This is a genomic window from Psychrobacter sp. Rd 27.2 (assembly GCF_001921755.1).
GTDB lineage: Bacteria > Pseudomonadota > Gammaproteobacteria > Pseudomonadales > Moraxellaceae > Psychrobacter > Psychrobacter celer.
Genome location: NZ_MRYB01000009.1, coordinates 15,703 through 38,579, shown reverse-complemented (window position 1 = coordinate 38,579; position 22,877 = coordinate 15,703). Strand labels below are relative to the sequence as shown.

18 protein-coding genes, 1 tRNA gene and 1 other RNA gene are annotated in these 22,877 nt (G+C 49.3%); 8 read left to right on the top strand and 12 right to left on the bottom strand.

What is annotated here, in order from left to right:
* Positions 1-55: 55 nt before the first annotated feature.
* The 7 genes from BTV99_RS08810 to coaD all read right to left on the bottom strand — a co-directional run bounded on the left by BTV99_RS08810 (position 56) and on the right by coaD (position 4,819).
* The gene (locus tag BTV99_RS08810) at positions 56-868 is read right to left on the bottom strand and encodes an ABC transporter permease (RefSeq protein ID WP_075102001.1); all 813 of its coding nucleotides are present in this window, start codon (positions 866-868) and stop codon (positions 56-58) included.
* Between the two features lie 247 nt (positions 869-1,115).
* A tRNA-Met gene (locus BTV99_RS08805) sits at positions 1,116-1,192 on the bottom strand.
* 172 nt (positions 1,193-1,364) lie between these two features.
* An RNA gene (gene rnpB / locus BTV99_RS08800) (RNase P RNA component class A) lies at positions 1,365-1,721 on the bottom strand.
* Positions 1,722-1,807: 86 nt separating this feature from the next.
* The gene (gene bioD, locus BTV99_RS08795; protein ID WP_075102000.1) at positions 1,808-2,533 is read right to left on the bottom strand and encodes a dethiobiotin synthase; all 726 of its coding nucleotides are present in this window, start codon (positions 2,531-2,533) and stop codon (positions 1,808-1,810) included.
* On the bottom strand, positions 2,530-3,843 hold the full coding sequence (gene bioA, locus BTV99_RS08790) for an adenosylmethionine--8-amino-7-oxononanoate transaminase (RefSeq protein WP_075101999.1): 1,314 nt from the start codon (positions 3,841-3,843) through the stop codon (positions 2,530-2,532). The genes bioD and bioA overlap by 4 nt, the downstream gene beginning before the upstream one ends.
* Before the next feature lie 111 nt (positions 3,844-3,954).
* Positions 3,955-4,203: a YfhL family 4Fe-4S dicluster ferredoxin gene (locus tag BTV99_RS08785; RefSeq protein ID WP_075101998.1), complete on the bottom strand. Its 249-nt coding sequence runs from the start codon at positions 4,201-4,203 to the stop codon at positions 3,955-3,957.
* Positions 4,204-4,300: 97 nt separating this feature from the next.
* Positions 4,301-4,819, bottom strand: a complete 519-nt coding sequence (gene coaD, locus BTV99_RS08780; RefSeq protein WP_075102063.1) for a pantetheine-phosphate adenylyltransferase — start codon at positions 4,817-4,819, stop codon at positions 4,301-4,303.
* Between the two features lie 223 nt (positions 4,820-5,042).
* Between coaD and smpB the strand changes: the two genes are divergently transcribed.
* Positions 5,043-5,519: an SsrA-binding protein SmpB gene (gene smpB, locus BTV99_RS08775; protein WP_075101997.1), complete on the top strand. Its 477-nt coding sequence runs from the start codon at positions 5,043-5,045 to the stop codon at positions 5,517-5,519.
* A 103-nt stretch (positions 5,520-5,622) separates the two neighbouring features.
* Here the strand turns inward: smpB and BTV99_RS08770 are convergent, their stop codons facing one another.
* The gene (locus tag BTV99_RS08770; RefSeq protein WP_075101996.1) at positions 5,623-6,639 is read right to left on the bottom strand and encodes an EamA family transporter; all 1,017 of its coding nucleotides are present in this window, start codon (positions 6,637-6,639) and stop codon (positions 5,623-5,625) included.
* 216 nt (positions 6,640-6,855) lie between these two features.
* On the opposite strand from BTV99_RS08770, the gene BTV99_RS08765 reads away from it, so the two are divergent.
* The 4 genes from BTV99_RS08765 to BTV99_RS08750 all read left to right on the top strand — a co-directional run bounded on the left by BTV99_RS08765 (position 6,856) and on the right by BTV99_RS08750 (position 11,786).
* Positions 6,856-7,323: an Lrp/AsnC family transcriptional regulator gene (locus BTV99_RS08765; protein WP_075101995.1), complete on the top strand. Its 468-nt coding sequence runs from the start codon at positions 6,856-6,858 to the stop codon at positions 7,321-7,323.
* A gap of 356 nt (positions 7,324-7,679) precedes the next feature.
* Positions 7,680-10,136, top strand: coding sequence for a YgiQ family radical SAM protein (locus BTV99_RS08760; RefSeq protein ID WP_075102062.1), 2,457 nt, complete (start codon positions 7,680-7,682; stop codon positions 10,134-10,136).
* Between the two features lie 376 nt (positions 10,137-10,512).
* Positions 10,513-10,932: a hypothetical protein gene (locus tag BTV99_RS08755; RefSeq protein ID WP_075101994.1), complete on the top strand. Its 420-nt coding sequence runs from the start codon at positions 10,513-10,515 to the stop codon at positions 10,930-10,932.
* Positions 10,933-11,270: 338 nt separating this feature from the next.
* The gene (locus BTV99_RS08750; protein ID WP_256713762.1) at positions 11,271-11,786 is read left to right on the top strand and encodes a hypothetical protein; all 516 of its coding nucleotides are present in this window, start codon (positions 11,271-11,273) and stop codon (positions 11,784-11,786) included.
* A 269-nt stretch (positions 11,787-12,055) separates the two neighbouring features.
* Here the strand turns inward: BTV99_RS08750 and ligA are convergent, their stop codons facing one another.
* The 3 genes from ligA to BTV99_RS08735 all read right to left on the bottom strand — a co-directional run bounded on the left by ligA (position 12,056) and on the right by BTV99_RS08735 (position 19,444).
* Complete coding sequence (gene ligA, locus BTV99_RS08745; protein ID WP_075101992.1) at positions 12,056-14,134, bottom strand: NAD-dependent DNA ligase LigA; 2,079 nt, start codon at positions 14,132-14,134, stop codon at positions 12,056-12,058.
* Between the two features lie 159 nt (positions 14,135-14,293).
* Positions 14,294-15,298, bottom strand: coding sequence for a cell division protein ZipA C-terminal FtsZ-binding domain-containing protein (locus BTV99_RS08740; RefSeq protein ID WP_075101991.1), 1,005 nt, complete (start codon positions 15,296-15,298; stop codon positions 14,294-14,296).
* Between the two features lie 234 nt (positions 15,299-15,532).
* Positions 15,533-19,444, bottom strand: coding sequence for an AAA family ATPase (locus BTV99_RS08735; protein WP_075101990.1), 3,912 nt, complete (start codon positions 19,442-19,444; stop codon positions 15,533-15,535).
* Positions 19,445-19,583: 139 nt separating this feature from the next.
* Between BTV99_RS08735 and BTV99_RS08730 the strand changes: the two genes are divergently transcribed.
* Complete coding sequence (locus BTV99_RS08730; RefSeq protein ID WP_075101989.1) at positions 19,584-19,883, top strand: DUF4298 domain-containing protein; 300 nt, start codon at positions 19,584-19,586, stop codon at positions 19,881-19,883.
* Position 19,884: 1 nt separating this feature from the next.
* Here BTV99_RS08730 and BTV99_RS08725 read toward each other — a convergent pair whose 3' ends face one another.
* Entirely contained in the window at positions 19,885-20,688 is an 804-nt protein-coding gene (locus BTV99_RS08725; protein ID WP_075102061.1) for a sulfite exporter TauE/SafE family protein, read from the bottom strand.
* Between the two features lie 320 nt (positions 20,689-21,008).
* On the opposite strand from BTV99_RS08725, the gene BTV99_RS08720 reads away from it, so the two are divergent.
* On the top strand, positions 21,009-22,013 hold the full coding sequence (locus BTV99_RS08720) for a biotin--[acetyl-CoA-carboxylase] ligase (RefSeq protein WP_083608599.1): 1,005 nt from the start codon (positions 21,009-21,011) through the stop codon (positions 22,011-22,013).
* Positions 22,014-22,136: 123 nt separating this feature from the next.
* Entirely contained in the window at positions 22,137-22,865 is a 729-nt protein-coding gene (locus tag BTV99_RS08715) for a pantothenate kinase (protein WP_075101988.1), read from the top strand.
* Positions 22,866-22,877 lie beyond the last annotated feature (12 nt).

Sequence of the window (22,877 nt, the reverse complement as noted above, 5' to 3'; positions counted from 1 at the left end):
ACCATAAAATAAAACTAGATATTATAAATATCATAAAAATGAAATACTACGAGCTTTATTTTGAGCGTATTAGATCTTTTTCTACCGCTTTATACATGAGCAAACCTAAGAAGTTGACAGCCACTGTCCACTTTAAAAAATAGGTGATATCAATATGATAAGCGGGATAGTTAGGGGCAAAAGCATGCCTAATCAGCTCGATATTATGAATAAAAGGATTATAAAGCAGGTAGCTAAAGTATGGCTCTGGTACCACATGAATCGGGTAAATAATGCCGGAAGCAAAGTACAAGATGGTAAATATAATGGTAATCACCTTGCTAATCTCACCACCATAATAACCAATAACCATCATCATCAGTGCAATGCCAAAACTAAATAAAAACAGTGTGATCCAGCAAAACAGCACGATGTGTAGATTCTCTAAACTGGCATAAATATCAAAAAAGGCCAAACCAACTAACAAAATAATCGAGGTAATAAAATAGATGATCAGCTCTAATACCGATCGAGCAATAATGACATCGATATGACGTATCGAGCGATACATTAACAAGCCTTTGTTTCCTTCAACAGCGCCTAATGCTCTCGTCGCTATCGTTTGAAACATGCGAAAAGGCACCATACCTGTCACCAAAAACAGCGGAAAACCCATCCCTGGTAAAGCGCGTTCAATAATCACGCCAAAAATAACCAAAAAGATAAGCACTTGAAACACCACTTCAAGCGGCGCCCACAGATAGCCCAAACGATAACCACCGAAGCGCGTCTGTAGCTCACGCATCAGCAACGCATGAAATGCCGCACCCATGACTTTAAGGCCACTACGGTGCTTGATGGGACGATAAGGAGGCAGTTGTACAGACATGGCGTTACAGGACTTTACCGAAAACAGCCCCTATGATAAGTAAGCAGGACATAAGTTACAAGAATTAATCTGTGAGTAAACCGATAAACCAATGATATAGCAAGAAATCCGTAAGCTTAATGGCTGTTTATAAGCGGCTTCATGATAAAAAAGCCCTCAGCCTGACAGAGTTTTTAAATTATTTTAGGCAAAAAAAAACCAATCATAAAAGATTGGCTTTTTAAAACTGATTAGGTTTTATGATATATGGTGGCGATGGAGAGACTTGAACTCTCGACCTCACGATTATGAGTCGTGCGCTCTAACCAGCTGAGCTACATCGCCATTTAAGGCTCGGTATAATACCGATAGAGGTGGATATCGTCAACCCCTAATTGGCTTTTTTTGCAAAAAAAATGAATTTTATTCAAATTAAGCGCAAAAACATCACTGCTAACTATACAAACGAAGTGTAAAAACAATGCTTAAACACAACGCTTAAAAAACGAAGCATAAAAAAGTTGGTAGACCGATAAGCCGGGTTCTGTCGTGGACGATCATTCCTCTAGGCGCATCATCGCTGATACGCTCAAGCAACCTACCCGCATCGAACGCGGGCCGCGCCATGCCGATGCCTATTTGGTCTTGCTACGCGTGGAGTTTACCATGCCGTGCACCATTGCTGGCCACGCGGTGCGCTCTTACCGCACCCTTTCACCCTTACCTCGCTTACGCGGGGCGGTCTCCTCTCTGCTGCACTGGTCGTCAGGTTACCCTGCCCAGCCGTTAGCTGGCACGCTGCCCTATGTAGCCCGGACTTTCCTCCCCTACGCATCTGTTGCCAGTGTGCAGCGGCGATCGCCTAGTCTACCAAGGGCGCTAGTATAGCAAACCCAAGGCTCATCTGGGAATATCTTTTGTGACTAATTTCGCCTCGTCAAATAATCGCTTGTAGCCGCTTCAGACAAAGCCATTTGGTAAATAAAAATCTGGCAGAGTGTGGCGTTGCTTATCTTGCTTTATATAGGGCAGGGTCAGCCAGTACGTGTCTGGATGGTACTGCTGCAGATGGTGCTGTAAAAACGCCATGGTACTCGTCGCAATCTCAGTATCTGTCTGAGCCGCATTATCATGAATGGGATTATAAATCACGCTATGCAGCGTTAAACCGCGCGCCTTGATGGCTTCAAGGCTAAGCAAAGTATGATTGATACTGCCAAGGCGACCCGAGGTCACCAAAACCACTGGATAGCCTTGGGTGGCAATATAATCTAGCGTCAGTAATTGCTCGGTTATGGGTACGAGCAAACCGCCTGCCCCTTCTAGCAACACCACATCGTAGTTTACTTGTAATTGCCGCGTCGCCTGAGCGATGATATCAGGATCTAACACATCATCGGCCAGTCTGACCGCCAGATGCGGCGACGCTGGTTTTTTATAACGATAAGGGCATGTGGTGTGAGCGAGGTCACACGGCTGTAGCGGTACATCCATCAACTGGCGATGAGTGACGATGTCATCAGCAATATTCATCTCACCACTGGCCAAATCAACCCCAACGCCCGTTTGTACCAGCTTTTGGGTGATGATATTTATGCCCTGCTGCATCAAGGCCTTAGCCAGCATGCCGGTGGCGTAAGTTTTGCCAATGTCGGTATCGATACCGGAGATAAACAGCACACTCATATAGTAGCTCTATTGGTGGCACAAGTTTGATTTAAATAAGAGGTAACGACAGTCAGTAGCGCTTGGCATAACGTCACCAGCTCATCATCCGTCATGACATAGGGCGGCATGATATAGACCAATTTACCAAAGGGTCTGACCCAAATGCCATTTTCAATCAGTAAGGATTGGAAAACGGGCATATCGACCGCTTCATCCAATTCAATGACAGCGACCGCACCCAAACAACGTACCTCTCTGACACCATCCAATGTCGCTGCAGGCGCAAGCTGCGACTCCATAACGGCTTGCATCTCTGCCGTACGCCTCTCGATATCGTAAGACAAAATCAAATCAATCGACGCACAAGCGACCGCGCAGGCAAGCGGATTACCCATAAAGGTGGGCCCGTGCATCAGTGCAGGATAATCGCTGTGATGAATGGTATCGGCAATATGGCGGGTGCATAGGGTGGCCGCAAAGGTCATATAGCCGCCCGTTAGCGCCTTACCCACGGTCATAATATCGGGGCTGATATCGGCGTGCTCACACGCAAACAGCTTACCGCTACGGCCAAAGCCTGTGGCGATCTCATCGGTAATCAACAGCACATCATGCGCATCACATAATTGCCGCAGTAATTGCAGATATTCCGGATTATAAAAGCGCATGCCGCCTGCACCCTGAATGACAGGCTCGATGATAAACCCTGCCAAATGCTCGCTATTGTTGGCAAAAAAATCGCTTAACGCCTGACGTTCAGCTGCGCTCAAAGCGCGATCAAACCCCAATGGCGGGGCTGGAACAAAATGCTGCACCGGCAGCTGCTTACCATATAAGCTATGCATGCCATTGATAGGATCGCAGACGCTCATCGCATGCCAGGTATCGCCATAATAGCCTGAATGCGTCGAGGCAAACTGGCACTTTTGCGGACGCTTGGCAGCAATCTGATACTGTAGCGCCATCTTTAATGCCACTTCCACCGCGATACTGCCGCTATCAGCATAAAAAATAGCATCGAGGCCTGCTGGTACGATGGAGAGCAGTTTTTCACCCAAGTCTATCGCCGGCTGATGGGTCAAGCCCCCAAACATCACATGCGCCATTTTGCCGAGCTGATGAGTCATTGCCGCATTGAGCACCGGATGGTTATAGCCATGCACGCTTGCCCACCATGACGACATGCCATCTATGAGGCGCGTGCCATCTTGAGTGACGATATAGATACCTTCGGCATGGTCAATGACGATATTTGGATAAGTGGGCGGCAAGCTGGCATAGGGATGCCACAAGTGCTGGTGGTCGAAGTCGCTGGTAGACATACTCATCGTCCGCTCGCAAACGAAAAGTATGTATGTTGAAAAAAGTGTATAGGCAATTGAACATCCGTATTCATCATATTATTCCTAGGCGTTGTTGGGCAGTAGCATCTCAGTGCATTATTGACCAGTGATACGCTTGTATTTGGCCAATAAATCGCTTTCGCTCTCGACATGGTCAGGGTCTTTTGGAATACAGTCCACAGGACAGATGACCACGCATTGCGGCTCATCGAAGTGACCGACACACTCTGTGCACAGGTCAGGGTTGATCTCATAAATATCATCGCCCTCAGAGATGGCCTCGTTTGGGCAAGCAGGCTCGCAGACATCACAGTTGATGCATTCGTCAGTGATGAACAATGCCATAAACTGCTCCTTATGTATGACTAATAACAAGCGCGGCAGATTACTCTGGCGAGTTTGGTGAAGGATAAAATAACTGTCAGCAGATAAACGGTGACGGCTAGTTAAGCGTGAGCTTTTTGGCAAAAGCTTGCGAGACACAAGGCGGCACAAATTTATTGACATCGCCGCCAAGCTTGGCAATCTCACGAATCATCGTCGATGAGATAAACGAGTAGTTTTGCGATGGTGTCAAAAACACCGCCTCAAAATTTTCATCGAGCTCGCGGTTCATATTAGCCAGCTGAAACTCATACTCAAAATCCGACATCGCACGCAGGCCACGCAAGACGGCAGTGGCACCTTGCAGGCGCATAAAATCCACGAGCAGACCTTCAAAACCCACCACCGACACTTGCGGCAAATCTGCAAACACCGTCTCGACCAAAGCCACACGCTCCTCAAAACTAAACAGCGGTTTTTTGTGGTGCCCTGATGCCACGGCAATGACCACCTCATCAAACAATTTGGTCGCGCGCGTCACCAAATCGACATGACCATTGGTAATGGGGTCAAAGGTGCCAGGGTATAAAATCTTGGTCTGAAGCTTTGAAGCATGGGCGACATTTGCTGAATTCATAGCAGTGCTAATCTGGTCGTTAATGATACTGCACATGCTAGCAAATTTTGCCTACATTTAATACTTATCTGCTACATTTGTCCTAACAGCCGATTTACCTTTTGCCCCTTTGCTTTGCTACAATAAGCGCTTCGACTCATCTCACATAGTAGGCCCGCCGATGGTCTTGGATGAGGAATGGTAAGACAAGGATGCAGTACACTGACATCCTGATGGAGAATTTATGTCAAAAAAAGCAAAAAAACCAGACAATCAAATCTGCGCCAATAAAAAAGCGCGGCACGAGTATTTTATCGAAGAAACCTTTGAGGCAGGCTTGTCATTGCAAGGCTGGGAAGTCAAGGCCATTCGTGCAGGCAAAATGTCCATCACCGAGGCTTATATTACCTTTCGTAATGGTGAAGCTTTCTTGTTTGGTGCTCACATCCAGCCTCTGCTATCTAGCTCGACGCACATTAGCCCCGATAGCATCCGTACCCGTAAACTGCTGCTCAACCGCCGCGAGATCGACAAATTATATGGCGCGGTCAATCAAAAAGGCTATGCTTGTGTGCCGCTGTCTTGCTACTGGAAGCGCTCGATGGTCAAGTGTCAGATCGCCCTTGCCGTCGGTAAAAAGCAACATGACAAACGTAAAACTCTGAAAGACCGCGACTGGGAGCGCGATAAGCAGCGCGGCTTTAAGCAGCATTTGGATTAAATGCTCTGGCAGGCGTTGCTCCTATCAAGCTGATAAACAGGACGATTTACCACCGCGTAAATCGTCCTGTTTTATTATAAATATTGCCCCTAGAATACATGCGTTAAGCGGCAGCTTTTGTACCTAACGTCTCGTTTTTGGTACCGCGCAGCTGACGGATACCATGGAGCAGTAAACACACAATACCGAGCCAGATCAGCCCATAGCTATATATCATCGCCGACTCAAATGGATTGCCCAAAACCGTGATTGCCAAAATAAACAGCAACGCAGGCTCCAGATAGCTCATCATGCCGTAAACATTGACAGGGAGCAGCTGGCTGGCATCGACATTGGCTTTCATCGCCAGCACACTCAACACGCCCAATCCTGCCAGCATCAAAATAAAAAACCCAGAGCCGCTCACCAGCGCGACACTGCTCGGCGCAAACAAACATAAATACGCGAGCGCGAATGGCGCAAAAATGGTCAAATCCACCAACAACCCCGTCACCGCCCCGATGCCCTGCAAGCGGCGCAAAATATAATAAATAGGATAAGTGCCGCACACCCAAAGCGTCGCCCACGACATGCTGTGGGTACGGACGATTTCACTACCGACGCCGAGGGCGGCAAAGCCAACGGCCAGCCACTGCAAACGGCTCAGCTTTTCGCCAAATAGGACACAGCCAAACACCACCATCATCAGCGGAAATAAAAAATAGCCCATCGCCGTCTGTACGCCCTGTCCATTGACCGGTGCCCACATAAATAACCAAAACTGACTTAAAAATATCGGCGTTGGTAATAGCAGCCATGCCCACTGCTTGGCGCCTGTCAACGCTTTGAGCTTATGGATATGTCCGCCCAGACGCCCACTTATCAGTAAATACCCTACCAGCGCCGCCCACATCGCCAGCATCCGCCAGATAAACACTTGCGTACCCGATAACGGTGCCAAAAAACTGCTATAGGCGTACAGCACCCCAAACAATACATTGGACAATACCGCCAACGCCGCGCCCATTATTAAGGTACGTTGCTGAATGCTGCCTGCTGTCCACATCGTAGGCAATGGCACGCGCGAAACAGTGGTGATGAGTGTATTCGCGAATACGTTAGATAGCGTTGAGATAGACATAGTTAGCACCATAAGTTTGAATAGACGTTTGAGCGTTCAGTTATTATTTTTATTGATGAGCTCTGTTTGTTGCCGACTATTTTACTAAGGCACTATGGGATAGTATCTCTATATAAGTAGAATTTTGAATTTATTTATCGAGTAAGTACTATAAAACTATATTATTTATCAACTTTCGATTTATAGTGATAATACTTTTAACCAGAGGTGAGAAAGATGAGTCATACATTAGACAATATTGATAAAGCCATCTTAAACTTGCTACAAGACGATGCAACGCTGCCGCTAAAGACGGTGGCCGAGCAAGTCCATGTCTCTGTCGCCACCGCACAGCGCCGTATCCAAACGCTTGTCAGTGACGGCGTCATCACCAAACAAGTGGCCATCGTCGACCCAAGTAAGGTGGGCTACGGGCTGACGGCGATTGTGATGGTCGAGATGGCGCGCTCCAACACCTCGATGCAGCATCGGTTTGAGCGCTTGATGCACACGCAGCCTCAAGTGATGAGCTGCTATGAGGTGTCGGGCGATGCGGATTTTATGTTGATGGTCAATGCCAAAAACATGCAAGACTATCATCGGTTTACCACAGGCCTACTCACTTATGACAATAATGTGCGGGGCTTTAAGAGCCAGTTTGTAATGAACTTTACCAAAAGCGGCACCAAAATATTGCTCGACTGACAGTAATGCTGATAACAGTCAGGACAGTAACAATCAGGACAATCAATGCCAACAACGCTTTTGCCTTAGCATTTGATGTGGTGACTTTTCCACTGCAAGTATTGGGCGATTAGCTTGTGTCTTTGACTAAAGCAGTCATGATTTTAAAAACACGGTACAAGCCAGCGGTTTGGTGTCCGCCTTTACGCTCAATATTCTCTTACGCTATCAATAACTTACCCTTCACTCATTAAAACGGCTTTATGACATCCTGAAGACAATTCATGTTAAAATGAGCGTTTTTTAATGAGCCGTTATTATTATTGATAAATAACGGCTTATTTTTTAGTGTCACTTTTTATTTAACAGGTCCGCCCATGTCTGCCGATACCATCGCCCGCACCGCCTTTAAACAAGGCATCAAACCGCTTTATGATTATGACAAACACTGGGCGAGCTGCTACGAGCCTGCGCCTTATCTACCGATGAGCCGTGCTGAGATGGACGCGCTTGGCTGGGATGCCTGTGATGTCATTATCATCTCAGGCGACGCTTATGTCGATCACCCAAGCTTTGGTATGGCGATTATCGGTCGCTTATTAGAAGCGCAGGGCTTTCGCGTCGGTATCATCGCCCAGCCTGACTGGAAGAGCAAAGACGCTTTTATGGCACTTGGCAAGCCGGTCTATGCGTACGGCGTGACCGCAGGCAATATGGACAGTATGATCAACCGCTATACCGCCGATCGCAAGATTCGTAGCGATGATGCGTACTCACCGGGCAACGTGGCAAACAAGCGCCCCGACCGCGCCGCGATCGTCTATAGCCAGCGCTGCCGTGAGGCCTATCCTGATGTGCCGATTATCCTCGGCGGTATCGAGGGTAGCCTTCGCCGTATCGCCCACTACGACTACTGGTCAGATAAAGTGCGCCGTAGCGTCTTGCTCGACGCCCGCGCTGATGTATTATTGTACGGCAATGCCGAGCGCGCCATCGTCGATGTGGTACATGGTCTGTCTAAAGGCTATACGTTTGAGCAGATGAGTAAGCTGCGAGGCACAGCGTACCTACTCTCGCCGAGTCGTCGCCATTGGCAAGCGGATATGACTGAGGTCGCCAGCAACGATGTCGATACCATCGGCCGCGTCGATCCAATCATCAACCCGTACGTGATGACCGAGGACGTTGATAGCTGTAAAATCGAACAAGAAAAACCATCGGACTCGCCAGTTGGGCAAGCCATGACAGGAATGTCTGCCCAATATGCTGGCTTCGTCGCCGAGCCCGTCACCCACAAAGTCTTAAATGCTGATCAAGTCGATACCGACACGCAAGTAGTACAGATGCGCGGGTTTGATAAGATAAAAACAAACAAGCCGATGACCGCGCGGAAGCATAAGCTAAAAATGCCGCCACGTGATAAGACAGTGATTCGCCTGCCTGACTATGAGCACGTCAAATCAGACCCTGTGCTCTACGCGCATGCCAACCGTATCCTGCATTTAGAGACCAATCCCGGTAACGCTCGGGCGCTGGTGCAACGACACAACAGCGGCGGTGGTAACTCACACAGTGCCATCGATGTATGGCTAAACCCGCCACCGATTCCGCTGTCCACCGAAGAGATGGATTATGTGTTTGACCTGCCCTATGCCCGCTTGCCGCATCCGAGCTATGGTGACGCACGCATCCCAGCTTATGACATGATTAAGTTTTCGGTCAATATCATGCGCGGCTGCTTTGGTGGTTGTACGTTTTGCTCTATCACTGAGCACGAAGGCCGCATCATTCAAAACCGCTCAGAGGACTCCATCCTACGTGAAGTCGAAGCCATCCGTGATACTGCGCCTAACTTTACCGGAGTTATCTCCGATCTTGGTGGCCCTACTGCCAACATGTACCGCCTCAACTGCAAAAATGAGACCATTGAGAAAAACTGCCGCAAGCCGTCTTGTGTCTATCCTGATGTCTGTGAAAACCTCATTACCGATCACAGCAACCTCACCCAGCTATATCGTAAAGCCCGTAATATCAAAGGTGTGAAAAAAATCCTAATCGCCTCAGGCTTGCGTTATGACTTGGCTGTAAAAGACCCTGAATATGTCAAAGAGCTGGTCAGCCATCATGTCGGCGGCTATCTAAAAATTGCCCCAGAGCATTCAGAAGAAGGCGTACTGTCCAAGATGATGAAGCCGGGCATGGGCAGCTACGACGAATTTAAAGCCATGTTTGAGCGCTTCAGCGCCGAGGCTGGCAAAGAGCAGTATCTGATTCCTTACTTTATCGCCGCTCACCCTGGCACCAAAGATGAGGACATGATGAACCTTGCGCTGTGGCTAAAGCGTAACGGCTACCGCGCCGACCAAGTGCAGGCGTTTTATCCTAGCCCCATGGCGACCGCGACCACCATGTACCATACCCACAAAGACCCGCTACACAAGGTCAGCCGTGAGGGTGGTGATATGGACATCGTCAAATCAGGCAAGCAGCGCAAATTGCACAAAGCCTTTCTTCGCTACCATGACCCAAAAAACTGGGCACTACTGCGTAAAGCGCTACAAGACATGGGCCGCAGCGACTTGATCGGTAAAAATCGCGGCTGCCTGATACCGCCATATAACGCCCATCTAGAAGGCCGTGATGCGGTGCAAGACAGCTACCAGTCTGCACGCAAAAAGAACAGCCGCGTCGGCAACGATTCGCTCAAACGCAGCAACCGCGCCTCTGAGCGCCCAACGACCAATAAAGCTGGGAACAAAAATAGCAAAAAGCGCGTCAGTAAAGGCAACTTTCAGACGCAGCATACTGGCCTGCCGCCGCGCAAGACTAAATAGTCTGGACTATGGCTAAAGTGACTATCCCAAGCGCTGTTCAAGCAAAACGCCTATCGACCAACGGTCGGCAGGCGTTTTTTGGTGATTGTAGGGTGTTATATCAAATTAACTATCAAATGTGGCACTGGCGGCGAGCTGGCTATCACTAACGACTGTCCCGTAGCGTTACATTAATCAGTGTTTACGTAACTTAATGAACATGTAACAAACAATTTCTAACACTCATCAAAGTCAGTTTTCGTTACCATAGGCACTATATACTTATGCCTATGTTTAATGCATTTTTGGCTTAATGCATTGTTAATAATAAATACATGATAATTTTTATAAACGTCTTAAGACCTCTTATAATTTTGTTAAATATTTGGAGAATACTATGAACACCCTAACCAAAATCGCCACTGCCTTACCTGCCCTTGCACTGCTAAGCGCTTGTGCCACGACCGCACCAACCACGCCAAACGCTACAAATACGCCAGCATCAGAGAGCGTCACGGATGCTGCTTACGACCGTATGGCACCAGCACCTTATACTTGTACTGATGACAGCCAAATCATGGCAAAACAGTCTATCAATAAAAAACAAGTTATGCTAAACGCCACCATGCCTAAAGTAAAATGGGCAGAGCAGCCAATTATCCTAAACGGCGGCGTACAAGGTGACGTAGCCAGCTATATCAATGACTCAAATCCAGAAGCAGTCTATGCTTGGCATATGAAAGGCGACAAAGGTATCTTTGCTATCAAATGGGCAAACGGTACAGAATATCAAGTAAACTGCCAGATCGGTAGATAATGTTTAAGGTTTAGTCGTTAAGCTTTTGCGTTTAAACGACAGAAAGTCAAAAAGCCAAACCAATAAAGTACGTCAAAAGCAGTCATCAAAAGATGGCTGTTTTTTTATGCGTGTTAATAGTCTCTGTCAGTGCCATGGTTGAAGGTTCAACACGCCCTAATCAAACAACGAAAATAGCGCAGGTAATATCGAGGTATTAGAAAATGTGGAGGACACACCCTAGAGAAGCCAAGCAAAAGCTGGCAAAATAGCACAACGGGTAATCATAACGACCACTCATAACGACCAATAACAAAGAGGATACATCGATGGGAATGCGCTTAACGAGTATATTACTAATGGCTACTGCTGGTTGGGCGCTAGTAGGTTGTGACCAGCCAACTGAGGTGGCCGAACCTGCGACTGAGCAAGCAGCAGTGTCCAGCGATGGCACTGCAAAAACCTCAGCGCCTGCCGCCTACACCATCGATTGGTCGTCGGTCGCGAGCGGCGAAAAGCCTGCTGAACGCAGTTCCTATGAGTACCCCTTTGCCATCGATAGCCAAAACGTCCTCGATTATGCCGAGTATTTTGATATGGATACTGCTACTGCCCAGCACAACCTCACGGTGAGCATGGCGAGCAATGAAGCACTGTCAAAGGTGCTAGATCAGCTGAGCGAGCGCTATACCTCACACGAGATTATCGATAGTGAAGAGATAAAACTTGTCATTCATACCACGCCTGACGTGGCGGCCAGCCGTTATGATTATGTATTGACGGATGACTTTGCAAAAGGGTTGGTCTTGCCTATCGTCATTCAGCCAGATGGTAAAAAAAGTGAGGCAAAGGTGCATGAGGAGATAGCGGAGTAGAAGCTATAGAGGCTGTTTGAGCAGTAGTGTCATGGTCGAATGTTCAACACGCTCTATAGTAACTCATCTTATCTCGTGCGCTGGGCGCGCCCTACTCAAATAGATGCAGAAAATTTTCGCTCTGCTCTTGCGCGAGGGACGAGCGCCGAGTGAACCACTAAAGAAAGACGGCTCATGACCCGCATATTTGCTCACTATTAAAGCAAGCGATGCTGAGGCCATGCTTTTGTTTTTCACTATTTGCGAACCTAAAATTGCAGTGCAATTTTTTAACGGTTCTCATCCCCAACCATCGCCAAAAACGCTGCTTCATCTACTATCTGTACGCCCAGCTTTTCTGCTTTGGTGAGTTTTGAGCCAGCTTTGTCCCCTGCCAGTAGCGCGGTGGTCTTGGCTGAGATACTGCCGGAGACTTTGGCACCGAGCGCTTGCAGTTTGGCTTTGGCTTCATCACGTGCCATGCTATCGAGCGCACCGGTGATGACCCACGTCTGCCCATCAAGTGGTAGCCCTTCTGCTGCGACCTGCTCGACTTTGTCCCAATACACGCCTGCCTCGCGTAGCGCGGTGATGACCTCGATATTGTGCGGTGCGCGGAAAAACTCATAAATCAGCTCGGCGGTGATCGCACCGACATCAGGTGTTTGTAGCAATGTTTCGATATCCGCTGCCATCAAACTATCAAGCTCGCCAAACTGCAGGGCGAGGTTTTGCGCGGTCGTCTCACCCACGCCGCGAATACCCAGCGCGTAGATAAAGCGTGCGAGTGTCGTCTGCTTGCTGGCATCGATAGCACTGATGAGGTTTTGTACCGACTTTTCGCCCAGTTTCTCAAAAGTGATCAACTCGTCGGTATGGTTGTGTAAGTCATAGATATCAGCGACGGTTTTGATAAGGCCATGCTCAAAAAAACTCATCAGCCAGCGCTCGCCCAGCCCATCGATATCCATCGCCCGCCGTGAGACAAAGTGGATAAGCGCCTCGACTTGCTGCGCAGGACAAAACAGGCCGCCGCTACAGCGCGCCAAAGCCTCACCCTCTGGCAGCACCACAGGCGAGTCACACACGGGGCAAGCCGATGGTAGCTCGACTGGCTTTGCGTCCGCTGGACGCTGGTCGTGCCAGACACGCGTGACTTTGGGGATGACGTCGCCGGCACGATGCACACTGACCATATCGCCTGCGCGCACATCCAAGCGCTGAATTTCGCCAAAGTTATGCAAGGTGACGTTACTGACCGTCACGCCACCGACTTGCACAGGCTCAAGCTTACCCACAGGTGTGATCTGCCCGGTGCGTCCCACTTGCCATTCGATATCGTTTAAGCGCGTCATCACTGTCTCGGCAGGGAATTTGTAGGCCGTCGCCCAGCGCGGCTCACGCGACAAAAACCCAAGCTGCTGCTGCAATGCCAAACGGTTGACCTTAATCACTGTCCCATCAATCTCAAACGGTAGCGCGTCACGGCTCTTGATCACCGATTCATAGTAGGCTTGCGCTTCGCGTGGATTCTGTACCACCTCGACAGCACTCACAGTAAAGCCAAGCTCTTTTAACCAAGCAAGTGCATCGGACTGGGTTTCAATCGCCGCCGGCAGACCTTGATTGACCGAATACGCATAAAACGCCAACGGGCGGCTGGCGGCGATAGCAGGGTCGAGTTGGCGCAGGCTACCGGCGGCAGCATTGCGCGGGTTGGCAAAGGTTTTGTCGCCGCTTTCTTCTGCCAGACGGTTTAAACGTAAAAACCCCGCCTTTGGCATCAGCACCTCGCCGCGCACTTCTAATAGCGGGATGTCTTTTGCCTCACAAAGATACAGCGGCAAATTCCGAATGGTTTTGGCGTTTTGGGTGATGTCCTCGCCTGTCTGCCCATCACCGCGCGTCACCGCTTGCACATACTGCCCAGACTCGTATTTGAGTGACACCGCTAGGCCATCTAGCTTTAGCTCCATCTCATACTCAGGGTTTTGCTGGGCATCGCTCAGGCGATCATTGACGCGGCGCATAAAGCCGTGCAGCTCGTCATAATCAAAGACGTTGCCAAGCGATAGCATAGGGATGTCATGGGTCACCTGCGTAAACGCCGACAGCGGTATGTCGCCGACTTGGTTGATGGGGCTATCGGACTGCACCAAATCTGGATATTCTTTTTCGATCTCAAGCAATGCGCGGCGCAACTGATCGTATTCGCTATCGTCCAAAATAGGATTGTCGAGTACATAATAGGCATAATTGTGTTTTTTGATGGCGGCAATCAGCGTGCGCATCTGTGCCACGATGTCATCAGGTGTGGCGGGTTGTTGGTTTTTTTGTGCCGTGGCAGGCGATAAGTGCAGGTCGGTCATAGTCAGCGTCTTGATTATTCTAGATGCTGATATCATAACAAGTTTGGCTAATATTGTGATAAACAGCTCATAAAAAAAGCAAAAAACATCACACTATCATGATGTTTTTTGCCTTTTGGTTTTGTCTTTAATTTCTATTGATTTATTTAGCGTTGGTGCTTAGGCTTCATAGTCACGGACTTGGTTGCGTAGCTGCTGCTTGTATTCGGGCGTGATCGGTTCGTTATTTTCATCAAGTAAGATGGCGTCCAAATCGCTTGCCATCATATAAGCGATGCTCATCATGCTATCGAAGCTGTGCACGGCTTGTGGATGCGGCAATGACAAAAACACCACCACACCGTTATAGACATTGGTCGCGACGCTATGCGGATCAAAAGGGGCGATACCGCTTTCGGTGATGCCCATCATACTAAACCATAGCATGCCTGTGCCGTCTTTTTTTTCATAGCGGTGAAACATGTTCATCGCCCCATAACGCAGGCCATATTTGTCAATCAATGCCAGCAAATCACGGCCACGAATAATCGCCGCTGGGCGATCACGATACTGGGTTGGTAAAATAGTGATGTTGATGTTGTCTTTGGCGTTGATAAGCGGCGCGTTTTGCGCTTCATCGACCGGCTCTGAGAGGTGCTGATCTAGTATGGGGCTGTTGCTATCAAAGCTTGGCTCTTCTGCCGTATCAATCGATGGCATCAAGCTGTCAGTCGCCGATACCAAACTTGAGAACGCATCGAGCTCTTGCTCACTGCCCATCTGCGCCGCTGTGTCGGCAAACTCTGCATCGTCACGGCGCAGCTCAGCTTCTTGCCAGCGCATATAGTCTTCATCATTGCTATCAGGCGTATCGGCCAAGTTTTTCGCCGTGGCTGATGGGGTCTCGGTATTGTGAGGCGCAGTCACAGGCTCTTGCTCAACCACCGTATCTAAATAACTGCGATCAGGGCCGATACTGGTCTCGCCGGCGACAGTGTCTTCTAAATCTGGCTGGTCGACAATGCTGCGCTCGTGACGCGGTATGATAGGAATGCCGTTTTTGTCATAATTGACGGCAGGAGCGTCAGCGCTGCTACGACGCTTAAAGCTACGAATGACCATATACAGTCCTGCGAGCACGATAAACGCAGCAATGGCAATCAAGATAAACTGAATAGCGGTCATGAGAGATACATCCTAATATATGACAAAAGGGAATACACAAGAAACAATAAATGGCAATAGTCTAGCATGGCTTATGAATATCGTCATCATATAGTCATCGTTTATCATCAGCCTGACACAGTTGTGTGACGTTGCTGGCGTGCTATTTACTATACCATTGCTGGCCGCTTGCTGTTATTACTATTTTATTGCTCCGTGATTTGTTTTGTCTAGCGCCTGTCTTCATTCTCCTTGTTATTCACTAATATAGCGCGCCGCCTCATCGAGCGAGACGCTCACCAAACGAGAGACCCCAGCGCTTGGCATGGTGATACCTTTGAGCTCGTCAGCGATCTGCATGGCCAGCTTATTATGACTGATAAAGATAAACTGCAAGTCATCTGCCAGCTCATGAATGAGGCTAGTAAAACGCCCGACATTAGCATCATCGAGCGGCGCATCGACCTCGTCAAGCACACAAAACGGCGCAGGATGCTGCTTAAAAATGGCAAAAATAAGACTGAGCGCTGTTAGAGTTTTTTCGCCGCCTGAGAGTACCGCAAGGCGGCTATTACGCTTGCCTTTTGGCTGCGCCATCAAGGTCAGCCCTGCCCGCCACTGCTCTGATTTGGGCGTGTTTGCTGGTAGATCCTCTAAGTTTAAGGTCAAGCTTGCCTGACCGCCGCCAAAGACTTTGGCAAACAAGTTGGCAAGCTCGGTATTCACCGCCTCTAAGGTCTCGATAAACAAGGTCTTGGTGGTCTCGTCGATAGCAGCAATCGCCTCGCTCAATGTCTCCATACTGGCGGTGATATCTGTGGTCTGCTGCGCGAGCGGCTCTAGACGTTCATTGACCTCAGCCAGCTCTGCCACGGCGGCCAGATTGACCGCGCCAATCTTGCTGATTTTCTGCTCAAGCTTGGACTTTTCGCGCTCAAGCTCGGCGATTTTATCAGGACGCACGCGGCGATCATGGGCGATAAAATCCGCCAACAAACCCGAGACACTCATCAATTGCGCGGTGTCACCCTGTTCGCTGGTACGGTGATACTCGGCCATGGCTTCTTCAGCATAGCGACTCGCCTCCTCTAAACGCGCGGTGCTCAATGCCAGCTCAGTGGCAAGATCGGCCTGCTCGCTTTGCTGCGTCTGTAGCATCTGCTGTAGCGCATCTAAAGTCGCCTGCTGCTGATTGTAGGTCTCTTTTAGCGCGGTCAATGCCGCCGCGCGCTCTGCCAAGAGCGACTGCTGCTCATCGCGCGTTTGTTGCAGTGCCTGCAAGGCGGTCTGCAGCGCGGGCAGTTTGTTTTGCTGCTGCTCATACTGTGTTTTTAAACTTTTCTCGTTTTGTTGCGCCTTATCATATTGCGCATTTGCGCGTTTTAGGCTACTGCTACTGTGCTCAAGGCGCATCTGGCTTTGCTGTACACGCAGCTGCAGGGCTTGCCAAGCGTCGTCATCTGCTTGCTGACGGCGCTGCTGCTCACGGCGCTCAACTTGCAGTTGCTGCATAGTCGCCTGCGCCTCAGTGATTTGCGGCGCAAGGACTGCCAGCTCGCTTGCGATATGCTGCTGCTCATGCGTAAGCGCCTGCTGCTCGTGCGCCAGTTCCTGCTGCTCTTGCTCAAGGGCTGCTTTGTCGGCAGTTAGGCGCTGGCTATCTGCTTGCAGGCGCTCAGCGGCAGCGCGCTGGGTTGTCAGCTGCTCCTGATATTTATATTTATCACGCATCAGCTGCTCAGCTTGCGCCCGCGCCTCCTCTAAGCCAATCGCCAACGCATCATAGCTTCGCTGATTATTAGCAATGGCTTTGCGCTGCTCTTCTATTTTACTCTCAAGTCCATCAAGTAGCTCTTCTAAGATCTGCAGACGCTCGCGCTGCTGTAAACGCTGCGTCAAAAATTGACTATTGCTGTCGTTTTGACCATCTTGCGCGCCAATAAGCTTGCCAAGATTTATCGTACCTTGACGACTGATAAGCCAGCCATCAGACGTTAGCAAAATCGCTGACGGTGGGAGAGCTTTTAATATATCTGCCAGCACATCGAGGATCTGATGACTGTTTGTTGTAAGGTCTGCGATATATAGATAGCACTGCTGCCAAAGCGCTAATTTAGGTGCAGCTACCAGCTGTGATAAAGGCAGTACTTTATCAGTCAAAGTATTTGGCAATGCGCCAACAAATGGCTTTTCGTTTACATCATTTTGCTTAGCAGATAGCCACAAGCTATGACCCATTTCTATTGACGAATTGTCTTGTTTATTAGTCTGCGCGTTTTGTGCATTCTGATAAGTAAACAAATCCCTTAAGTTATACTCAAGCGTGTGCCATAAGCTATTCGCTTTTTGCACGTCGCCGTTAACTTTTTCATTACTTGATTGTTTAGAAGCCAGCACGTGACTATCGAGCCATAGTGCTAACACTTTATCGAGCAGCTCAGCATGCTGCTTGCCGGCGGCGCTCAGCTCAATCTGCTCGCGCAAGGTGGTAATGGCTAAGTCGTTATCGTTATTTACTACTTGATTTGCTAAATCAGTTGTTACTACATCGGTGGTTTTTACCTTAGCAGCCTGTTGTGATTTTGGCGTAGGTGTTGGATGCAATATCTGATGCAAGGTGTCGTATTCACTGGTCAACACTGCATGACGTTTTTCTTCCTCGCCCAGCGCGCGCTGCTGCTTATATAAAAGCTGCTGCAAGTCATGCGCGCGTGGCTGTAGCTCGGAGAGTCGCTCATCGACGCTATCTTGTTGGCGCTCAATCTGTTGTAGCTGTTTATTCAGCTCAGCAATGTGCGACGCTAAGGTCGGACTTTGTCCATCTGCGCTATGTATATTGGCCGCATTTACTTTGGCAGACAGTGACTGCTGTAGCTGCTGCCAGAGGTTTTGCCAGTTTTGCTGGCGGCGCTGCCATCTCTCATGGCTTTGCTGCTGGCGTTTTTGTGCTTGGCTATTAATCGCTTGCTGCTGCTCTAGCACACGATGATTGTCTTGTAGCCGTGACAGCTGGTTTTGTGCGTCATGATAGGCGCGCTGTAGCGGCCGCTCGTCACGTTGATGCGTCTCGCGTTTACTCGCTATCTCATCGAGCTGCGGGCGCAATTTTTCTAGCACGTTTTGCTGCTCGGCTTGCTCGGCGGTAATGCGTTCAATCTCATTGACGGCCTGCTCGCGCTGCTGCTCCAAGCTGGTCATCTGCTGCGCCAAACTGGCAAGCTGCGATTTGGCATCGTTTAGCGCGTGCTCGGCATTTTGATAATTGAGCTGCTGCTGATAATGGCGGCTTTGTGCGTCGTCTTTGAGCCATTGCTCTTGATTGATATGAGCCGTTAGCTTATCTTGCTTGGCTTTTAGATCCTCATACTGTGCTTGCAGTCGAGCGGTTTCAGCACAGCTTTGCTCATGGGCGCGTTTTTGCTGCTGCTGGCTATGCTTGGCCTGATACAGCTGCTGAATGGCCAGTTGCTGCTTGATGTCCGCCAGTGTCAGTGCCAGCTCTTTATAACGCTCAGCGCTAGCGGCTTGCTTGGACAGGCGTTTTTGTTGACTGACCAGCTCGCTTTGCATGTCATGCAGGCGCGCCAGATTGTCTTGGGTTTTCTCAAGTTTTTTTTGTGTCTCTATTCTGCGTGCTTGATAGCGCGATACCCCAGCCGCCTCTTCGATAAACTCACGTAGCTGCATCGGGCTTGACTCGACAATACGCCCAATCATGCCTTGCTCAATCACCGCATAGCTACGCGCACCAAGCCCAGTACCCAAAAACACATCGACCACATCACGGCGGCGCGCGCGCGTGCCATTGATAAAGTAATCCGAGCGTCCCTCTTTATTGACCTGACGGCGCACAGAGAGCTCATGGTACAAATTTAATTCATGGCGAATGCCAGTTTGCTCATCTTGAGTATGCTCAAAGGTCAGCTCGACACTGGCGACACTTTTGGCCGCTTTGTCTTGGGTACCGGCAAAGATAACATCGCTCATCGCCCCGCCGCGTAACTGCTTGGCGGAGGTCTCACCCAGCACCCAGCGAATGGCATCGATGACGTTGGATTTGCCGCAGCCGTTTGGCCCGACGATGGCGGTGATGCCATGACGAAAGGTAAAGGTCGTAGGATTGGCAAAGGATTTAAATCCTGCCAGCTTAAGAGATTTTAGACGCATGAAGGATCGACAAACTTAACAAAAACAGGCGGCTATTCTACCGCAAATGATGACGATTTTTTGGACTTTGTACGAGATGCTATAATAAGGCTTAAAATAATAATGATTCCTCTAAGCACTAAAAGTTAAGGGCATTAAAATGACTGATTATAATCCGCAAGAATTACAACAAAAATATGAGCAGTGGTGCGAGCTATACCGCCAGCAACTAGAGGCGCAAGAGCAGTTCGCACAAGCAGAAGCGCTGCTAAATGACCTAAAAACCTACTATCTGGATCCGCAGTGGATGAAAGACCGTGAAGCAGATCTGCCCATCGCGCATTCGGGCGAAGCGCACTCTATCTTTAGCGAAGATGCGTTATGGAGTATGCTCACCGACCATGACGAGCTGGCCATGAAATGGATGCGCTTGGGGCTCGATGCGCTTGAAAAAAGATAAGTCATATCACCCCAATCGCACTTAACAACAGCTGCCCGCCGGCAAACAATAACAACACGCCAAACGCGCTCTTAAGCGTGGCGGCTGGCAAAACGTGTGCAAGCTTAGCACCGACCTTTGCCATCATAAAGCTGGCGACGGATATGCATAAAAACCCTGTGATATGGACAAAACCGAGCGTACCTTCAGGCAAATTGACCACGTCTTGACCAAACCATGCAAATCCTACCGCGCCTGCCACCGCAATCGGTAAGCCACACGCGGCCGAGGTGCCAACCGCTTGCTTCATTGGCAGTCCTGCCCAGTTTAAAAACGGTACGGTCAAGCTACCACCGCCGATACCAAAGATAGAGGACGCCATACCAATCCCTGTACCCGCGCCAAACTGCACGCCAGCGGGCGGCAAAGGCTTGCCGAGCTGCTCTTTGTTAGACAAAAACAGCATCTTTAGCGCGACCAATAACGCGCCAACACCGATGATGGCTTGCAAGACTTTTCCATCAATCATATCAGCGATACCGGCACCGACAAGGCTTCCGATGACCAAGCCCAGCGCCATTTTGCGCCAGACTTCCCAGCGCACACCGCCGCGTTTATTATGTGCTGTCAACGAGCTAATAGAGGTGACAATGATGGTCGCAAGCGAGGTACCGATCGCCAGATGGGTGATGACATCAGGCGAAAAGTCATAGGCGGTAAATATCCACACCAAGGCGGGCACGATAATCATACCGCCGCCTACCCCAAACAACCCTGCACTGACCCCAGCAAACGCCCCTGCAATCACAAACCATACATATAACATCATTAGCTCAGCCTTTTATTTTGTGGTTTTAGAGTTTTTTGGAGTATTTTTAGCGCATCTGCGCATTTGCAGGGCGGGCACAGCACGCAAGGAAAACTTATACCAGTAGTGCGTTTAACTTTATATAACCGTTTTATTTGCAATTGACTATATATTCCATTTGCCAAACCGGCAGCCGATCTTTATGCTATTTGATTACCGCTACTAAGCCGCGTCACTGTGCTTATTCATGCTCATTCGCGCTTATTCATACCAAGCCGTGACCCGCGCTCAGTATAGCAAAGATTGTTCCTACGACCTTAACCACATCGACGAAACTTATGCCGCCATCAGCCCCTTTATCTGCCGCTTCTTTTGACCCTTTAGCCGATGTCTCTAATCCAACTGTATCAGATACATCGCCAACGCTTGTACATTTGCCTGAGCTCAACCATCGGCACCTCGCTAGTAGCGCCTCAACCAATAGCGAGCTGATCACAGCGGTACAAGATGGCACGCTTGATGCCGCACAGATGCATCTGCTGACTGCCGACACCCAAAGCGCTGGTCGCGGGCAGCACGGACGCTCTTGGCAGTCGCCACCTGGTAATGTTTACTTGTCGTTATATCACCCTGTGCATCAGCCGATTAGCGGTTTGTTGTCTTTAGTCATCGGTGTCGAGCTGGCAAAAATGCCTGTCATTCAAGCGCTCAATGAGCAACTGCGCGCGCGCCAGCTGACGCCTATCGGGGTAAAATGGGCCAATGACTTGGGCTTTTATGCTGCCATATCTAAGCCAGCGTTGACACCCTCTGAGCAAGCAATACAAACTCAGCCGTTCTCAAAGCTTGCGGGTATCTTGATAGAGCCTGTCACCATAGCAGGCAAGTTGGTCGGTGTGGTGATGGGTGTGGGGCTAAATGTACAAGCGGCACCAGCGCTGACCGCGCAGACTTGCGAAGGTATGAGCTATCAGGCGATCAGTCTACAAGATATCTGTCAGATGCTGCCTGACGCGGCGACGATACGCTTGCCAAATCTCAAAACACTCTATCAGCAAATGAGCAAAGCGCTGATGGCAGCGATGACGCGTTTTGAATATTTTAGTTTAGAAAAACCCACCGGTCATACCTACTATTTGGATCGTTTTTTAGAGCAGTTTGATGACGTCGATGCCCTCGCAGGACGGCGCCTACGTGTCACTCAAGAGCACCATGGCAATAGTACTGTAGTGACAGGATATGCCTGCGGTATCGATACACATGGGTGTTTGCAATTGTGCCAAGATAACGGTAATATTTCTGCGCTTTTTACTGGACGCATTGACGTGATTCATCAGGCCTAACGCATAGAGCCTGCGGGCGCTATCGCCCTTATGGCATAAAAGTCTCTGGGTTTTATTGACAAGCTTCAACTACAAGCTTTGCCATAACATTTTTTAGTGAATTGACTATATAAAGGGATTTTTATGCTCTGGTTAGATCTTGGCAATACCCGCTTAAAATACTGGCTCACCGATGATATCGGTCAGATCGTCGACCATGATGCCAAGCAGCATTTGCAAGCGCCTGCCGAATTACTCATGGGTCTCACCGATCGCTTTGAGCGATATGCGCCCGATTTTATCGGTATCTCATCTGTGCTCGGCGAAGCGCTCAATATAAAAGTCACCGAAACCCTCAGCCGTCTAAATATCCCGTTTGAGTTTGTCCACGTCGATGCCGCGCACCCATTGATGCGTAGCGACTATAACGATCAGCAGCTCGGCTGTGATCGCTGGCTACAGATGCTAGGCGCAGTCGATAAAAAAAAGCGCCAGTGCGTGATAGGTTGCGGGACCGCGGTGACGATTGACTTGATTGACCATGCGACACATTTAGGCGGTTATATTTTTCCCAGTATTTATTTGCAGCGTGAGTCGCTATTTTCTGGTACCAAGCAAATCACCATCTCTAACGGTGCCTTTGATAGCGTCGGTCAGGGCATGACCACCCAAGACGCGGTGCATCGCGGTATACTGCTCTCTATCGTTGGCGCTATCAACGAGATCAGCCATCGTCATCCTAACTTCGAAGTCATCATGACGGGTGGTGATGCCGCCATCATCGCCCAGCATGTCAATCGCCCAGTACGACTACGTGATGATTTACTACTAAATGGTCTGGCACGCTATTTTGACCATAGTAAACAGACATAACATTTTTGATCT

Excerpts from the sequence above, each read along its gene's own strand:
- coaD (WP_075102063.1), bottom strand. The coding sequence starts at position 4,819 with ATGAATTCAGCAAATGTCGCCCATGCTTCAAAGCTTCAGACCAAGATT.
- BTV99_RS08740 (WP_075101991.1), bottom strand. The coding sequence starts at position 15,298 with ATGACCGCTATTCAGTTTATCTTGATTGCCATTGCTGCGTTTATCGTG.
- BTV99_RS08755 (WP_075101994.1), top strand. The coding sequence starts at position 10,513 with ATGAACACCCTAACCAAAATCGCCACTGCCTTACCTGCCCTTGCACTG.
- BTV99_RS08720 (WP_083608599.1), top strand. The coding sequence starts at position 21,009 with ATGCCGCCATCAGCCCCTTTATCTGCCGCTTCTTTTGACCCTTTAGCC.
- BTV99_RS08760 (WP_075102062.1), top strand. The coding sequence starts at position 7,680 with ATGTCTGCCGATACCATCGCCCGCACCGCCTTTAAACAAGGCATCAAA.
- bioD (WP_075102000.1), bottom strand. The coding sequence starts at position 2,533 with ATGAGTGTGCTGTTTATCTCCGGTATCGATACCGACATTGGCAAAACT.
- BTV99_RS08715 (WP_075101988.1), top strand. The coding sequence starts at position 22,137 with ATGCTCTGGTTAGATCTTGGCAATACCCGCTTAAAATACTGGCTCACC.
- BTV99_RS08785 (WP_075101998.1), bottom strand. The coding sequence starts at position 4,203 with ATGGCATTGTTCATCACTGACGAATGCATCAACTGTGATGTCTGCGAG.
- bioA (WP_075101999.1), bottom strand. The coding sequence starts at position 3,843 with ATGAGTATGTCTACCAGCGACTTCGACCACCAGCACTTGTGGCATCCC.
- smpB (WP_075101997.1), top strand. The coding sequence starts at position 5,043 with ATGTCAAAAAAAGCAAAAAAACCAGACAATCAAATCTGCGCCAATAAA.
- BTV99_RS08730 (WP_075101989.1), top strand. The coding sequence starts at position 19,584 with ATGACTGATTATAATCCGCAAGAATTACAACAAAAATATGAGCAGTGG.
- BTV99_RS08725 (WP_075102061.1), bottom strand. The coding sequence starts at position 20,688 with ATGTTATATGTATGGTTTGTGATTGCAGGGGCGTTTGCTGGGGTCAGT.
- BTV99_RS08735 (WP_075101990.1), bottom strand. The coding sequence starts at position 19,444 with ATGCGTCTAAAATCTCTTAAGCTGGCAGGATTTAAATCCTTTGCCAAT.
- BTV99_RS08765 (WP_075101995.1), top strand. The coding sequence starts at position 6,856 with ATGAGTCATACATTAGACAATATTGATAAAGCCATCTTAAACTTGCTA.
- BTV99_RS08750 (WP_256713762.1), top strand. The coding sequence starts at position 11,271 with ATGGCTACTGCTGGTTGGGCGCTAGTAGGTTGTGACCAGCCAACTGAG.
- ligA (WP_075101992.1), bottom strand. The coding sequence starts at position 14,134 with ATGACCGACCTGCACTTATCGCCTGCCACGGCACAAAAAAACCAACAA.
- BTV99_RS08770 (WP_075101996.1), bottom strand. The coding sequence starts at position 6,639 with ATGTCTATCTCAACGCTATCTAACGTATTCGCGAATACACTCATCACC.
- BTV99_RS08810 (WP_075102001.1), bottom strand. The coding sequence starts at position 868 with ATGTCTGTACAACTGCCTCCTTATCGTCCCATCAAGCACCGTAGTGGC.